Origin of the sequence: Lacibacter luteus, from assembly GCF_004118265.1 — a bacterium.
In the GTDB taxonomy this organism is placed as follows: Bacteria; Bacteroidota; Bacteroidia; order Chitinophagales; family Chitinophagaceae; genus Lacibacter; species Lacibacter luteus.
This window is the reverse complement of sequence record NZ_SDHW01000001.1, coordinates 514,742-532,050: the sequence shown is the minus strand read 5'-3', so window position 1 is coordinate 532,050 and position 17,309 is coordinate 514,742. Positions and strand designations below refer to the sequence as shown.

Sequence of the window (17,309 nt, the reverse complement as noted above, 5' to 3'; positions counted from 1 at the left end):
CTTCCCCTCTTGGGAGGGGATTTAGGGGTGGGTTTGATTTAAAGAAGTTATGTGTTATGAGTTAAATGTTACGTGCATCACCCTGTTCCGTAGGAACAACTGATTACTAGAAAAATAATAAATCATATTTGCGTGCCGTAGTCACGCTTGAATTGAATAAACAAGATGAATCCTAAACAAAAAACATTGAGAAAATTAATTCTTGCATCGGCGATTGTAGCACACGGTTTTGCAGCAACAGCACAGATCAACTGGCCTGCTGTAACAAATGTCACCAAACCCTGGACACGTTGGTGGTGGGAAGGAAGTGCAGTAAACAAAGCCGATCTTACATGGAATCTTCAACAATACCAACAAGCCGGATTAGGTGGCGTTGAATTAACACCCATTTATGGTGTGGAAGGTTACGAAAATCAGTTCATCAATTTTCTCTCGCCACAATGGATGCAGATGTTCTCTTACACGCTCAATGAATCAAAACGTTTGGGTCTAGGTGTTGACCTGGCAAACGGAACAGGCTGGCCTTTCGGCGGACCATGGGTGAAAGATGAAGATGCAAGCAAAAGTATTTTCTATAAAACATTCAACGTTAAAGGTGGCGAACAATTAAGTGAAGCTGTTGAATACAAAAACGAAGGGTTCATTCGCACAGCCAATAATAAACCTGCAACATTCGACCAAGTATTAAAGCCTGTGTGGACGAATAAAAATCTACAGGCATTGGCCTTGGATCAGATTCAATATCCCGGCAAATTGTCTTTAAAGACATTGATCGCTTATTCTGATAAAAATGAAACGGTTGATCTCACAACAAAAGTTGATGCAAACGGAAAACTAAATTGGACTGCTCCAACAGGCAATTGGACATTGTACGCATTATTCCAGGGCTTGCATGGTAAGATGGTGGAACGTGCAGCACCCGGCGGGGAAGGATATGCCATCGATCACTTTTCATTGAATGCAGCCAACAACTATTTTAAAAAGTTTGATGCATCGTTCAAAGGTTATGATATTTCTTATCTCCGTTCTTTCTTCAACGATTCGTATGAAGTGGATGATGCAAGAGGACAAAGTAACTGGACGCCGGATTTCTTTGCAGAGTTCATAAAACGCAAAGGCTACGATCTTAAAACACAATTGCCTGCACTGTTTGGAAAAGATACACAAGAGAAAAACAGTCGTGTCATCTACGATTACCGTTCGGTAATTGATGAACTGCTGCTGGAACATTTCACCATTACCTGGAAAAAATGGGCAGGCACAAAAGGAAAGATGTTGCGTAACCAATCGCATGGTTCTCCTGCAAATACATTAGACTTGTACAGCGTGGTTGATATTCCGGAAACAGAAGGAACAGATATTCTTCGTTTCAAATTTGCAACATCAGCAGCGAATGTATCGGGCAAACAACTCGTATCATCTGAATCGGCAACATGGCTCAATGAACATTTCTTATCAAGCTGGGGCGATGTAAAGAAGATCATTGATCTGTATTTCCTCGGCGGTGTGAATCATATTTTTTATCACGGTACAGAATATTCGCCAAAGGAAGCAAAATGGCCGGGCTGGTTATTTTATGCAGCCGTGCATTTTCAACCAACCAATCCGCAGTGGAAAGATTTTCATGCGTTGAATACCTACATCACCCGTACACAAAGTTTTTTACAGAAGGGCAAGCCTGATAATGATGTGTTGGTTTATTATCCCATTGTTGATCGTTATGCAGAGCCGGGCAACGTCATGCTGCAACACTTTGATGGCATGGAACGGAATTTTGTGAACACCGATTTTGAACATGTATCAAAATGGATGGTGGAGAAAGGATATAGTTTCGATTTCTTTAGCGAACGTCAGCTGCAGAATTTTACCAACAATGGAAACAATATCATTAGCAGTGGTAATGTATATCGCACCATTTTATTGCCTGCCAATAAACTAATCAATGAAAAAGCATTTTCCCAGATAATGAAACTGGCTGAACAAGGTGCAACTATCTTAGTGTATAAAAATCTGCCGCAGGATGTGCCGGGTTTTAATCAGCTTGATGCAAGAAGAAAAACATTTCAGCAACTGATCGGTCGTTTAAAATTTGCAACAGCAAACAATGTGCAACAGGCAACAGTTGGTAAAGGAAAGTTTGTTGTGAGTGATGATATGGAAGCATTGTTGCAGGTTGCCAAAGTAAGAAAAGAAAGCTATGCAGAAAAAGGATTGTCGGTATTGCGCCGGAAAAACAATGATGGAACTATCTGGCTCATCAACAACCGCACCGATAAACCATTCGAAGAATGGATCGAACTCAATAGCAATGCAGCTTCGTTTGCCTTGTTTGATGCAATGACCGGTAAGAAAGGTTTGGCAAAAATTCGTAAGAACAGCAATGGTGCAATAGAAGTGTTGCTGCAATTACAATCATTCGAATCAATCATTGTACAATCTTATACTGTAAAGAAAACAGGCGAAGCATTTCCTTACAAAGAAACAAACGGCACAGCACAGGAAATAAAAGGAGAGTGGACGATCAACTTCCTTGAAGGCGGACCAGCCATTCCTGCTGCCATCACAACAACACAATTAAAATCGTGGACAGAATTAGGTGCAGCTGATGTAAAACATTTTTCCGGCACAGCGAAGTACAGTATCTCCTTTGCAAAGCCAACCGGTACTGCAGGTTCATACCTGCTCGATCTCGGTAATGTAGATGAGACAGCAGAAGTAATTCTCAATGGCAAAAAGATCGCAACAGTGATCGGACCTGTATTTCAATGTGTCATTCCTGCATCAGCCATGCAGGCGAATAACAAGCTTGAAATTATTGTTGCCAACTTAATGGCCAACCGCATTATTTACATGGATCAAAACAATCTTCCCTGGAAAATATTTTATAACACCAACATGCCTGCACGCAAACCGGAGAATGCCAAGAAGGGCATCTTTACAGCAGCTGCATGGAGTCCGTTGTCATCGGGATTGATAGGGCCGGTTACCTTAACTTCATTAAAATAATGAACATGAACCGCAGAGCCCTCATCAAACAACTGGCTGCATCTGTGCCCGCAATCTGGTTGGCACAACATGCAGATGCTGCCTCTTTTTTTTCATCAGATGAATTACGAATTGCAGACGGACCTTTTCAGTCAAATTGGAATTCATTGCAGCAATACAAAACTCCCGATTGGTATCGCAATGCAAAGTTTGGAATCTGGGCACATTGGGGACCGCAATGCGAACCCGAGTTTGGCGATTGGTATGCACGGGAGATGTACATGGAAGGAAATGGCAAGTACAACTATCATGTAGAAAAGTATGGTCATCCTTCGGCGTTTGGTTTTAAAGATGTGATCAACAAATGGAAAGCAGAAGCATGGAACCCTGAAGAGTTATTGGAATTATATAAAAATGCAGGTGCCAAATATTTTATGGCACTGGCCAACCATCATGATAATTTCGATTTGTACGACAGTAAATATCACAAATGGAATTCAACCAAAATAGGACCGAAGAAAGATCTGGTTGGAGGTTGGGCTAAAGCTGCACGCAAACAGGGATTGTATTTTGGTGTGAGTGTACATGCGGCGCATGCATGGAGCTGGTACGAAACAGCACAACGATCGGATAAAAACGGACCGAAAGCAGGAATTCCCTACGATGGTAAACTCACAAAGAAAGATGGCAAAGGAAAATGGTGGGAAGGATTGGATCCGCAGGAACTCTATGCACAAAATCATCCGTTAAGTAAAGAAAGTACTGATAATGCAGTGATCCATGCGCAGTGGGATTGGGGTGCTGGTGTGAGTGTTCCGGATAAAGCCTACTGTGATAAATTTTTTAAACGCACCATTGATCTTATTGACAAATACGATCCTGATGTTGTTTATTTCGATGATACGGTATTGCCGTTATATCCTATTAGTGATGTGGGATTGAAGATCGCTGCTCATCTATATAATAAAAGTATCAAGACAAAAGGATCATTGCAGGCTGTCATCAATGGTAAAATATTGAATGAGCAGCAACGTAAATGTATGGTATGGGATATTGAACGTGGCCAAAGCAACAGCATTGAACCATTGCCCTGGCAAACCGATACCTGCATCGGCAGCTGGCATTACAACAAGCCCATTTTCGATAATCATCGTTACAAGTCTGCAAAAACAGTTGTGCATACATTGGTTGATGTGGTGAGCAAGAATGGGAACCTGATGTTAAGCGTACCTGTTAAAGGAAATGGTACCATTGATAGTGATGAACGAAAGATCGTTGAAGAGATCGGCCGTTGGATGAAAGCAAATAGTGAAAGTATTTACGATACAAGATCTTGGACCATTTTTGGTGAAGGGCCTGCACTGGAAAACACAGCGCCATTATCAGCGCAAGGTTTTAACGAAGGCAAAGGAAAACCTTTTGAAGCTGCAGATATTCGTTTTGTTACAAAAGGAGATGTATTGTATGCAACAGTAATGGGCTGGCCGGAGAATGGAAAAGTGATGATTAAAAATCTTGGCAGCAATAGCAAGCATTACAAAAAGAAAATCAGCAAAGTTGAATTGCTGAGCACAAAACAATCACTTGCATTTGAACAAACAGTTGATGGATTGCTTGTAACATTTCCAGAGAACAGGGCTGCAGAGTTTTATGCAAATGCGTTGAAGATAATTAGTTGATGAGTGATGAATGATTAATAATGAGTGATGAACAAACAGCATGTCAATCCCTTCCTGGGAGGGGCGGCTACAACTTACAAATTGGATTGATAAAAAGGGGTGGGTTGGCAAGGGTGATTAAAATCCGTCAGACGAGGGCGTCAGACGGGCAAACAAAAGCTGTATCAAAATGACGAAATTAAAATTCTCCTTTGTGATTCTTTGTGTTCTTTGTGCCTTCGTGGTTCAAACTTCTTCAGCACAAAACAACACTGTGCCAAAACCTTTGTTCGATGATCCTGTTTATCATGGCGCTGCCGATCCCGTGATCATCTACAACAAAGCAAAAAAGAAATGGTGGATGCTGTACACCAATCGTCGTGCTTCAATAGAAGATTCAACAGTGCAATGGGTGCATGGCACACGGATTGGTATCGCTGAAAGTAATGATGGTGTACAATGGAAATATGTTGATACAGCAAACGTCAATTATCGTCCTGATGCAGGTTATACACATTGGGCGCCTGATGTAATTGAACACAAAGGAACGTATCACATGTATCTCACCTACGTGCCTGGCACATTCAAAGACTGGAATCATCCGAGAGTGATCGTTCATCTCACAAGTAAGAATCTGAAAGATTGGAATTATCAATCAACATTAAAACTGGTGAATGAAAAGGTCATTGATGCATCGGTGTACAAGATCAACGATACAACTTTCCGCATGTGGTACAATAATGAGAAAGATGGGAAGAGTATTTATTATGCCGACAGCAAAGACCTGTACAATTGGGTGGATAAAGGCAAGGCCATTGCAGCAAGAGGCGAGGGGCCTAAAACATTTTATTGGCAGGGAAAATATTTTATGATCGTGGATGCATGGAAAGGAATGGAAGTGTACTCGTCTGATGATCTGTTAAAGTGGACAAAACAACCCAACCGCATTTTAGAAAATCCCGGCAAAAGAAAAGACGACCAGGCCATTGGTGGGCATTGTGATGTGATCATAAACAATGGTAAAGCCTATGTTTATTATTTCACTCACCCCGGAAGAAGTAAAGCCAATCCTGCTCCAAGAGGTTCGTTTGATGATAAACGAAGTGTGATACAATTGGCCGAGTTGAAATATGTAAACGGTGAAGTTGTCTGCGATCGTAATGAACCGGTTATCATTCAATTAAAAAAATAAAATGAAATTCATTGCAGTTTTTATTGGGTTGTTGAGTTGCGCTGTTTCACATGCATCCGTTTTTTATGTAGCAACAAATGGAAATGATGCAAACCCGGGTACAAAAGAGAAACCTTTGCAAAGCATACAAAAAGCTCAATCACTTGTTTCTGCAGGCGATACTGTTTATATACGTGGCGGAACATACATGATGCAGGAATCGCAGATCGCTACTTATACAAGGATCTGGGCCTATGTTATTTTGTTGGATAAAAGTGGAACTGAAAATAAACGCATCAACTATTGGGCATATCCAGATGAAAAACCAGTTTTTGATTTCAGCAATATCAAGCCGGCAAATTATCGTGTACATGCATTTGAGGTTACAGGCTCCTGGCTTCATTTCAAAGGCTTGGAAGTAGTTGGTGTGCAAGTAACCATTACAAATGTGAATACACAATCCATTTGCTTTTCAAACGATGGTGGCAGCAACAATATATACGAGCAGTTAAACATGCATGATGGGCAAGCCATTGGCTTCTTTCTAACAGCGGGCTCCAATAATCTTATTCTCAATTGTGATGCTTACAGAAACTATGATTATGTATCGCAGGGAGGAGGTGGAAGAAACGGTGGTAATGTAGATGGATTTGGTAATCATCCTTCGGCGGGAAGTGTCAATAATGTTTTCAGGGGATGCAGGGCATGGCTAAACAGTGATGATGGATATGATTGTATCTCTGCATTTGAATCAACGGTATTTGAAAATTGCTGGGCGTTTTATAATGGTTATTCTGTTGGTTTTATTAGTCGTGCAGATGGTAATGGATTTAAAGCCGGTGGTTATGGTGCAAGAGCTCCAAACCTGCTTCCTCCTGTTATTCCAAGAAACAGCATCCGCAATTGTCTTTCTGTAATGAATAAGGCCAATGGGTTTTATTCCAATCATCACCTGAATGGAAGTGATTGGTTTAACAATACTGCTTATCAAAACGGCAGCAACTATAACATGCTAAATCGAAAAGGAAAGTTAGAAACAGAATATCTTGTTGATGGGCCGGGTTACGATCATGTGTTAAAAAACAATATCAGTTTTTCACCACGTTCGGCAAGTAATGATATTACAAACTATGATCCGGCAAGATGTACAATTGAATACAATAGTTTTTTGAATAATGAGATCAGGATATCTAAAGAAGATTTTATCAGCCTGGATACATCGCTTCTAACTGCTCCAAGAAAACCGGATGGCAGTTTGCCTGATATTGATTTTATGCGATTAAAACCGGGAAGTGTTTTAATTGATAAAGGTGTGAATGTTGGGTTGCCCTTCAAAGGCAAAGCACCAGACCTTGGATGTTTTGAAGTAATGAAATAAAGATGCTCTTAAATAAAAATCACATGAAGCTGTTGTGCAAGCTGATCTTGTTGTTTCTTTTTTGTTTTGCTGAAATCGATTCATCTGCACAAAAGAAAAACACCGCCATCGTCTCCGGCGTTCCCTGGTACGATGAAAAAGGAAATACCGTAAGTGCACATGGCGCTAACATTATAAAAGAGAACGGCAAATATTATTTGTTTGGCGAACGTCACGACGATAGCAGCAACGACTTCGTTGGCTTCAATTGTTATTCGTCAACTGATCTTTATAACTGGAAATTTGAACGCATTGCCTTGCCACAACAAACAGTGGGTAAGCTTGGGCCAAACCGTGTAGGCGAACGTTGCAAAGTGATGAAATGTCCATCAACAGGTGAATACATCATGTACATGCATGCAGATACACTGGGTTATGTTGACCAGTTTGTAGGTTATGCAACTGCAACCAATATCACCGGGCCTTATACATTTCATGGTCCATTGTTATTTAATGGCAAGCCCATTAAGAAATGGGACATGGGCACATTCCAGGATAAAGACGGCAGCGGTTATGTGTTGTTGCATGGTGGTGATATTTACAAATTAAATGATGATTATAAAAGCATCAGCGAACAGGTGAACAAAGCATTTGAAAGAGGTTTTGAATCGCCTGCTATTTTTCATAAAGACAGTTTATATTATTTCCTTGGTTCTGATCTGACGGGATGGGAGCGGAATGATAATTATTATTTCACCGCCACTTCATTAAAAGGCCCGTGGATAAAGAGAGGATTCTTTGCGCCGGAAGGAACGCTTACCTGGAATTCACAAACAACATTTGTATTACCCATTGAAGGTTCAAAAGAAACAACCTATATGTTCATGGGCGATCGTTGGTCGTTTCCCAAACAAACAACAGCTGCTACGTATGTGTGGCAGCCGTTATCGGTTTCGGGTTATACTGTTTCATTGATTCAATTCTGGGAAGCATGGAAGATCGATCAGCAAACAGGCATTGCTGCACCTGTAATCATTAAAGGAAAAACGATTGACGCTGCTGATAAACGAATTGTGTACAATGGTAACTGGGAGAATGATACATTGTCTCTAAAAAGTACTGATGAAAAAGGTGCTTCCTTCTCCGTCACGGTAAAAGCAACACAGATCGGTATTTATGGATTGTCGAGGCCAGATGGTGGTTATGCCAGCATCATCATCAAAAACAGCAAAGGCGAAACCGTACTCACTTCCAATGTAGATTTTTATTCGAAATATGCCAGACTGCAAACGAAGTTTATGAGTCCGTCAATGAAAAAAGATACGTACACTGTTACCGTAAAAGTATTGGGCGAAAAATGGTGGTGGAAAGAAAAGTCGGGACGATTGTCAGGAAGCAAAGGCCATTATATTTCGATTAACAATGTTGTAGTTGTTGAATAGATATATTTAGCTGCTTTGAATTGCCCCGGGCTTAAGCCCGGGGCAATTCAAAGCAGCAAAAAAACAAGACCTTTAAATAAATTACAATTGATATGAGAAAAATAAGCTTGCTCCTTCTCGCTTTTCAATGCATCACCTTATCCCTGCTTGCACAGGTAAAACTCGATCATCTCAAAACAGAAAACCTCAGCAATCCCATCGGGCTTGATGTTGTGCAACCATACTTCAGCTGGCAATTAATTTCCGATCAACGGAATATTGCACAAACAGCGTATGAAATAAGAGTAGCAGAAGATGTAGCAGCACTAACAAAAGGCAGCAGCTGGGCAAGCGGAAAGATCAGTTTCAATCAATCCATTCATGTACCCTACAAAGGCGCTGCGTTGACAGCAGGAAAAAAATATTACTGGCAGGTGCGTGTGTGGGATAATAATGGTAAAGCATCAGCATGGAGTGCAGTGAATCATTGGCAAATGGGTTTATTAAAACCAACAGACTGGAAAGCACAATGGATCGAACCCGGCTATACCGAAGACAAAGAATTTGCAGCACCACTCATGCGCAAAGAATTCAGCACCGGAAAAAAAATAAAATCAGCAACAGCCTACATCACTGCACATGGTTTGTACGAAGCACAGATCAATGGCAAACGTGTTGGAGATGCTTATCTCACACCCGGCTGGACGAGTTATAACAAACGCCTGCAATACCAGGCATACGATGTAACCAATCTGTTGAAAGATGGCGCCAACGCTATTGCTGTTACATTGGGCGATGGTTGGTATCGTGGTAACTTCTCATTCGATCACCGCAGAAATATTTACGGAAAAGATATTGCACTCTTGCTTCAGCTCGATATCGTTTATACCGATGGAACAACAGCAACCATTGCTTCTGATGCAAGCTGGAAATCATCAACCGGTGCCATCCGCTCCAATGGAATTTATCAAGGTGAAGTGGTGGATGCAACAAAAGAAAAGATTGGCTGGACAGTTGCAGGCTATGATGACAAGAACTGGTCTGCAGTAAAAACATCCAACGCATCAAAAGATATTTTAGTAGCCACTTATAACGAGCCCATCAAAAAACACGAAACATTTGCAACATTAAAAGTCATCACTACACCCAAAAAAGAAAAAGTGATCGACTTCGGACAAAACCTTGTGGGTTGGGTGCAGTTAAAAGTAAAAGGCAAAGCAGGCGATACCATCAAAGTATCGCATGCAGAAGTGTTAGACAAGAACGGAAATTTTTACACCGAGAATCTGCGTAATGCAAAAGCACAGGCTGTGTATATACTCAAAGGAAATGGCGAAGAAATCTTTGAACCGCATTTCACCTTCTTTGGTTTCCGTTACATAAAAGTAGAAGGTGTTGCAACTGAATTGCAACCACAGAATTTTACAGCCATTGCTTTGTATTCGGCTATGCAGCAAACAGGCAGCTTCACTTCATCCGATTCCCTCATCAATCAACTGCAGCATAATATTGAATGGGGATTGAGAGGAAATTTCGTAGATGTGCCAACCGATTGTCCGCAGCGTGATGAACGCATGGGCTGGACAGGTGATGCACAAGCATTCTTCCGCACTGCAACATTCTTACGTGGCGTCAATAATTTCTTTACCAAATGGATGAAAGATGTGTCGGCCGATCAAATTAAAAACGGCAGCATACCACATGTTATTCCGAATGTATTGGGCGAAGAAGGATGGGCAGCAGGCGGCAGTGCAGGCTGGGCCGATGTTTCAACCATCATTCCATGGGAAATGTATTTGGTGTATGGCGATAAACGCATTTTAGAAAACCAGTACAGCAGTATGAAAGCATGGGTGGGTTATATGCAAAGCAAAAGCAAGAACGACCTGTGGAATACCGGCAGTCATTTCGGCGATTGGTTGTTTTATACCATGGCCGATGATAACGATGGCAATGCAGCCATCACCAATAAATATTTAATTGCACAATGCTTTTACGCTTACTCTACACAGTTACTCATCAATGCAGCAAAGGAATTAGGCAAGGCCGATGATGTGGCAACTTACACCGCCTTACTGCAACGCATCAAAACAGCGTTCTTAAAAGAATACACAACGCCCAATGGTGCCACCATGAGCAACACACAAACATCGTATGTACTCGCTTTGCAGTTCGATCTGTTTCCTGAAGCATTACGTCAGCAGGCGGCCGATCGTTTGGTGAACAACATCAAACAATACGGTAATCATTTAACCACCGGATTTTTAGGAACGCCTTATCTCTGTCATGTGTTGAGTCGTTATGGTTATAGCGATGTGGCTTACACCTTGCTGTTGCAGAAAACCTATCCATCGTGGTTGTATCCGGTAACAAAAGGCGCCACTACCATTTGGGAACGTTGGGATGGTATCCGCACCAACGGCGATTTCCAGGCCATTACCATGAACTCCTTCAACCATTATGCATACGGTGCCATTGGCGACTGGATGTATCGTGTAATGGTGGGTATTGATGTGGAAGACGGAACAGTTGGTTACAAACAGATCCGCATCAAGCCACATATCGGTGGTAAGTTTACACATGCATATGCCGATTACATTACACAATATGGTACACTCAGCAGTGGTTGGAAAATTGAGAATGGAAAATTGACCCTGCATGCATTCGTTCCGGCCAACACAACGGCCACCATTTATATTCCTGCAGCTGCTGCAACCGATGTGCTGGAAAGCGGTCAGCCGTTAGCGTTAGTCAAAGAGATTGAAGTAGTTGGTAAGGCGAAAGAATATGTGGTAGTGAAAGTTGGTTCGGGGAAATATGAGTTTAGTACGGCGTATACAGCGAAGCAATAGAAACACAGATGACACGGATCAGAAAGATAAATACTGATTTTGTCTTTGCTCATCAGTTCAATAGCTGTTCTGCTGCTGCATGTTGCTTGTCTTCCCGAGGTACGAGGGATCTGTTGGGCAACATTACAACAGATAAACAGAAGAGTTTATGTGTTACAGGTTAAGTGGGAATTTGCATGTTGATCGTGCAACTTCAAGCTTCTTTCTTTTCTTTTTGCTTGTCCAAAAAGAAACAAAAAAGACCCCGAAAACCAATATACAACCTGGTTTTCGGTTTGCGCCCTGATTTAGCTTTTCTGCTACTGTAATTAATTGCTTTACTGCCTGCACAAACATCCTATGTGAAGCAGGTTGATTAATCAACGCCAGCCCGGGGTCTGGCCTTAGCCGCCCCCGGGACTTAGAAGAAAGGCTTTTCGTCTTCCCGTCTTACCGGCAGGAAACAAATGATAACGAAACAAGCAAGCATATGAACAATATCGAAGAAATCAGAGCAGGGCTTGAAACATTTATTGCTGCTGATAAATTTGTGAAGTACCAATATTTGCAACCGGCTGTAGAAAATTCAACGGAAGAAACCAAGACCCTTGTTAATGCCGAAATGAATGCCTTCTGTACGGAGCTTTTACAACAACTGAAGCAAGCAAGTATTACTGATGCGGATCTGAAAGAAACAGTCCGCAACTCGCTTGATAAAATTGAAGACCATCCTTTAGATACTGAAGACAGAGAGTTTTGTTATGAGTTGTATGGCCAAATAGGCGATATACTTGGTATTGATGTGGAAGACAACAGCATTTCAATGGAGGAAAAGCTGCTGCAACAGCTGGAAAAACTGGCTAAAAATGCGGGTGTCAATTTAAAAGACCTTCTTCCTCCCAATTCAATTTGATATCCCCATTGTGAGTGATATGGGAGTGACCTTATCTGGCCCGGAAACGGAGTTGAACCCTGTCGGATTTATACGTCTGATACGCTTTATGTACGCTTTATCTATGCTTTATCTATGCTTTAAGGTGGGAGTATCCTGCCTTTTGTCTAGTCCTAAAATAGCTATACAGGTGAGTGAATAAACCCCTGATTAGCTATCCACGGGAACAGTTATTCCTAAAACCCCACACTTATTAAATTTTCTGACAATACATAGTTCCCAAGCCATATATTTAAAAAAAAATCTATGAATTTACAAAAGCAAAGCAAAAACCGCTTCTCAATTAAGACGTTACAAGTTTTATTCCTGCTCATGATTTCCATTAGCAGTATTATTACCAGCTGCCAAAAATCATCGTTAGAAGAAAAGCACCAAGCTAAGGATGAGCTGGTACAATCTCCGGGGGAAGAATCAACAGACATTTTTGATGTTGAATGTCATGAAGTAAATGATTATACCTGGGAATTAAAGCAAAACCAATATGGTCAATGGTATGCAGCTTATACGAACGTTTCATACACCGTTTGCAGGTCAGTATCACCTTCATCCGGCACTGCACCACCCAATGGTTCAGGAGGAACAGCATTATGGGGAACCAACACCTCAACCTTCAATTCTTTAAATGGCAGCAGCATCAGCAGTATACACGATTACTTTAAATGCCTTGATCCTAACAGTTCAGCAACTATCACTGTTTACGTTGACCAGCCAACTGCCAATACTGACCAGTTATGGCAGGACTTAGGTAGCTCAACCGCAAATGTTGGTGATGTTTTTATTGAAATTCAGCAAGGCTCTTATACACGGGTATTTGGTTTTTATCCCTCTTCTCCTGTAAATGAAAACAGCACTCAAACTGCAACGGGAGTATTGCTTGATAAGAGTAACAAGTCTTATGATGTGGCATTGACATTTGGTGTTAACAGCACACAATTTGCAAATATTCTAAATTATGCCAGGCATAGCTTAACTGTTTTCCCAACTTATCATTTTTTTTATAATAACAATGTGGATTACGCTGTAAATATCTTGTTATTGGGCGGCCTTCCTATTAACAAGCCATACGCATACTGGCCGAATATCGGCACTATTAACAGTGCCGGGCTGTTAGGTGAAATATTAAAGGAAACGCAGGTCAACTCTGCGATCCTTACTCAAGGTGGTTCTTCGAACTCATTTAGTACAACGTGCCCATAATTTTTGATGAACTTATAAAAAAATGGCCGTGACAATTGTTGCGGCCTTTTTTGTTATTCAATATAGCTCATGGATTGCACAGGAGAGCCACAGATAAAAAGAGCTATGGCAGGCCCTGGAAAGTAATGATGATGTTGTAAGTGTTTTTGGTTTGGGCAAGGGTTTTTCTGTTGGATTTATACTGCCGATACGCTTTATCTTGGTAGTAAAGTGGGAGTATCCTGCCTTTAACAACGAAGGGTGTGGGCACTAAACAATAGGCAATGGGTAATTGCCAAGGCCGGGAAGGCGGTGAGGCTGGAAGGGAGTTTTAACATCCATTATAAGTGCTCTCTTCACTAACGGAAACAAAGCTGCAAAAGACTCCACTGATTTAGAAAAAAACAGGGGGAAAATACTCCTTTGGCGGTATTGGAATTGCCTCTATTTGTAAATATCTTGTTCTTTCCCAAAACTCTGCATTATGAAGCAACTCTATCTTGCTTTTGTATTTCTGTGTTTTATTTCCTCAACAAAAGCACAATCAGTTATTCAATTTACAGTTAATCAACTCCCGTTACTGAAAGCGGATGCCGGCAAAGACAGTACTGTTATTAAAGGCAGTTCGATCGTATTAGGAGGAATTTCACCAGCAAGTGGAGGTTCCGGTACTTACACTTATGCATGGTCGCCAGCTACCGGACTTGATAAAACGGATATTTCTCACCCAACGGCAACCGTTAACCAGGATATTACTTATACGTTAACCATTAATGATGGTTTGGGTTGTATAAAAACTTCGGCAGTGAATCTGAAAGTTTCATTTGCTACATCTGTTGATGAATTTTCTGCTTTGTATGGTTTGCGCATATTTCCAAACCCGGTAAGTGATCGTATTTATATCAGAACAAGCAGAGCATTCGCTGATAAATTATTGTTGCTTGAATTGTATGATGTGCATGGCCGGAAAGTGTATGCAAGACAGGTGAATGGAACTGCAACGCTCAATCAAACGATTGAACTGGGTTCGTTTTCGAAAGGGCTTTACCTGCTGAAGTTTACGAGCACAAAGATCAATACTGCTTATAAAATAATTGTTCAATAATACCTAAACCACAAGAAGATGAGAAAGCAATTTGTTCATTGGTTATTTTTTTGTTTGGCATTGGTGAGTGCGGGTGTTGTTGAGGCGCAAACAAAAGATTTTACTTTAAAACTAGATAATTATCGTGGAGACGTTCAGTGGGAACAATCGTACGATAAAATAACATGGACCAATATTACAGGCGCTTCAACCGCTAACTTTACGACACAGCCCTCTAAGACAACTTATTACAGAGCTAAAATTACTGAGCAAGGATGTTCTCCCATATATAGCGGTGTTAAAGCGGCGTTTATCCAGGATAAAGCTATTATAAGTGCAAGGTTAATAACGGGCAAAATAGTATTGCCTTCCGGCTCAGTAATAAACCCTGAAAGTTTAACTGCATTTTCTACGCTGGATAGTTGTAAGATAAGACAGGATAGCAGTTTTGAATTACTTATTGCCGACACAATAAAAGAGAATTTGTTATTTGCAGTAGATGGTAAAGGAGATATTTTAATGTTAGGTTATTTTATAGGTAGCCAAACACAATACTTAATTACTACAGAATCAACTGGTATTGCCCTTTTAATGATCTACCCATTTCAAAAACCAATTGCAACAGAAAAAAAGCCAACGCTGATAAATCAATTTAAGTCAGATACGTCGTTTCAAAAATTACAGGATGAAATAAATAAAGTGATAAAAGGAAGCGGAAAGCTTTTTTCAGAAACCAATAAAGATCTTGCTGACGCTTCTTTAGTTCTACTTAAAAGGGATTATAATAAAATAAGACTTCGTAATGCGGAAGGGAAACCACAATTCCGCATTACCGGTTCTACTGTGGCGGTTGACAATTTGGGAAGTTATACTTTTGTAGGTGGTATTTACAAAATGCCGGAGAATATCAATGTAAAGCCGTTTATGGTTGCCGGATCGATCTTGTATAACTCAAGTTTTTTAAAATATGGGAGGCCAGCCGAATATAAATTAGACAAGGATGATATGGATTTTATCAGAACATTTGATTTGAGTTCATTCGGTTATCAAAACACCAAATACGAAATAAGGCTCAGAAGTGGTCTTGCTTTTGACAATTCAGATGAAGATAAACTTGCATTGGATGAAAACACGTACGAACTAACAATGACCTTGTTTGAACTTATTAGCCCTGATATTTCTAACATTACCAACAATGATTGCAGAAGTGCGGTTATCTCAAGCTTGAAATCACATATCAGTTCAGCTGTTGCATTGAATCCTAAAACAAATTTAATTAAGGATGTGTACGATCCGTTTTTGACTGAAACTTATACAACCCTGGTGGATTGCAATAATGATGTGAATCCTTTTTTCAAATTTTTTAAATACGTGTTTAAAGTCATTAACCTGTATAAACAGTTAGAAGGGTTGGAAAAAGTTTCTTTTGGTTACTTTGATTGGGTTAATGGTGATAAAAAACGAGACTACTGTTCTATATTGTATGAAAATAAAGCAGTCGATTGTTTCATCGTGAAGAGCCAGACTTCTCTAAAACAGGAATACTTTACCGGTGATTCCGTAAAGATTGAAATTCTGACCGAAGCAGATCCAAAGTATTATCCTTACGAAACAGGAAATCCAAAAAGTGTTGACTTTTATTGGATTGATTTGAAAGGCGGAGGTGGTTTTGAAAGAGTTCCTTCTGGCCCTGTGTACCAAGGGAAAACAAATCTTTCAGGTAAAGCCAGTATTAATTGGTTTATGCCTTGCACTGCTGGAGAAGTAAAAGCTGGTGTGACATTTGGAATATCGCATCCCTACACGCCACCAGATAACTTATTTGCAACAAAAACAGTAATTCCCGATTTAATTACGGTAAGTTCGAATAATGAGCAAGTTGGATCACCATCCAAGGACTTGGAATACCCCTTGTTTATCTTTGTTAAATATGGAAATGGGCTCACTGATATTTTACCGAAGAGTTACTATTCTGTAAGTTGGAAAAATATTAAAGGGACAGGAAGTGTACGGGAAACCTCTCCTGATAATATCAGTTACTATTGGAAATTGGGGCCTGAAGAAGGAGAACAGGTAATGGAAGCAACCATTACTGCCAAATATTGCAATTGGCCTATAAAAAGCAATGTAATTATATTCAAAGCTACAACTGCTCTCGACACTTTAGCTATTCTGCAATCTCAAACATGGAAATCTACTGAAGCTTTATGGATGAATTTTCAATTAGGAGCCTGGAATGATTTTTCGGACGATGTGGGGCCGTGCGGAACTATATCTTATCAAATGGTATTTGAAGAGATCTACACGACATTTGTTCCTTCCGGCGATTTTAAATGGAGTTTTAAGGGTAGTTATAAAGGAGATAGTTTAGTAAACGATTCAACTTGCCAAATAGTGCGGGTAGAGTGGAATAATAAAACAGAGGCAATACCCCTTGCCTGGAAATGGGAGTATATCCCTTCCTTAAAAATAGTGAGGGTTACAAATACAGATGATGATGATGCTCTGGATTTGGTTAAAGGCGAAAATTTTGATTTTCAAATTATCTCATTAACAGAAACTGAAATTGAAATACTCGGCACAATGCCTTATAGCGGTGCTGTTACCCGCTTAAAACTCAGGCCTAAGTAAACAACGATTACCAGAAATTTCTATATGGAGCTTAGATAGAAAA

10 protein-coding genes are annotated in these 17,309 nt (G+C 40.5%); all 10 read left to right on the top strand.

The genetic code is table 11. The annotated features are described in order from the left end of the window. The first annotated feature begins 186 nt into the window (after positions 1-186). The 10 genes from ESA94_RS01910 to ESA94_RS01865 all read left to right on the top strand — a co-directional run bounded on the left by ESA94_RS01910 (position 187) and on the right by ESA94_RS01865 (position 17,266). Positions 187-3,006, top strand: a complete 2,820-nt coding sequence (locus ESA94_RS01910; RefSeq protein WP_240670961.1) for a glycosyl hydrolase — start codon at positions 187-189, stop codon at positions 3,004-3,006. 5 nt (positions 3,007-3,011) lie between these two features. After that, positions 3,012-4,664, top strand: coding sequence for an alpha-L-fucosidase (locus ESA94_RS01905; protein WP_129129162.1), 1,653 nt, complete (start codon positions 3,012-3,014; stop codon positions 4,662-4,664). Positions 4,665-4,833: 169 nt separating this feature from the next. Beyond that, positions 4,834-5,835, top strand: a complete 1,002-nt coding sequence (locus tag ESA94_RS01900) for a family 43 glycosylhydrolase (protein ID WP_129129161.1) — start codon at positions 4,834-4,836, stop codon at positions 5,833-5,835. 1 nt (position 5,836) lies between these two features. Further along, positions 5,837-7,192 (top strand): right-handed parallel beta-helix repeat-containing protein, encoded by a 1,356-nt coding sequence (locus ESA94_RS01895; RefSeq protein ID WP_129129160.1) that lies wholly within the window; start codon positions 5,837-5,839, stop codon positions 7,190-7,192. A 23-nt stretch (positions 7,193-7,215) separates the two neighbouring features. Beyond that, complete coding sequence (locus ESA94_RS01890; protein ID WP_129129159.1) at positions 7,216-8,613, top strand: family 43 glycosylhydrolase; 1,398 nt, start codon at positions 7,216-7,218, stop codon at positions 8,611-8,613. Positions 8,614-8,705: 92 nt separating this feature from the next. Continuing rightward, a complete protein-coding gene (locus tag ESA94_RS01885; protein ID WP_129129158.1) occupies positions 8,706-11,444 on the top strand; it encodes an alpha-L-rhamnosidase in 2,739 nt (912 codons plus the stop codon). Positions 11,445-11,913: 469 nt separating this feature from the next. Beyond that, a complete protein-coding gene (locus ESA94_RS01880) occupies positions 11,914-12,336 on the top strand; it encodes a DUF4844 domain-containing protein (protein ID WP_129129157.1) in 423 nt (140 codons plus the stop codon). A 285-nt stretch (positions 12,337-12,621) separates the two neighbouring features. Continuing rightward, positions 12,622-13,572, top strand: a complete 951-nt coding sequence (locus tag ESA94_RS01875; RefSeq protein ID WP_129129156.1) for a hypothetical protein — start codon at positions 12,622-12,624, stop codon at positions 13,570-13,572. A gap of 463 nt (positions 13,573-14,035) precedes the next feature. After that, positions 14,036-14,656: a T9SS type A sorting domain-containing protein gene (locus ESA94_RS01870; protein ID WP_129129155.1), complete on the top strand. Its 621-nt coding sequence runs from the start codon at positions 14,036-14,038 to the stop codon at positions 14,654-14,656. Positions 14,657-14,674: 18 nt separating this feature from the next. Next, positions 14,675-17,266 carry a hypothetical protein gene (locus ESA94_RS01865; protein WP_129129154.1) on the top strand — a complete coding sequence of 864 codons (2,592 nt, stop codon included), beginning with the start codon at positions 14,675-14,677 and terminating at the stop codon, positions 17,264-17,266. The last annotated feature ends 43 nt before the right edge of the window (positions 17,267-17,309 follow it).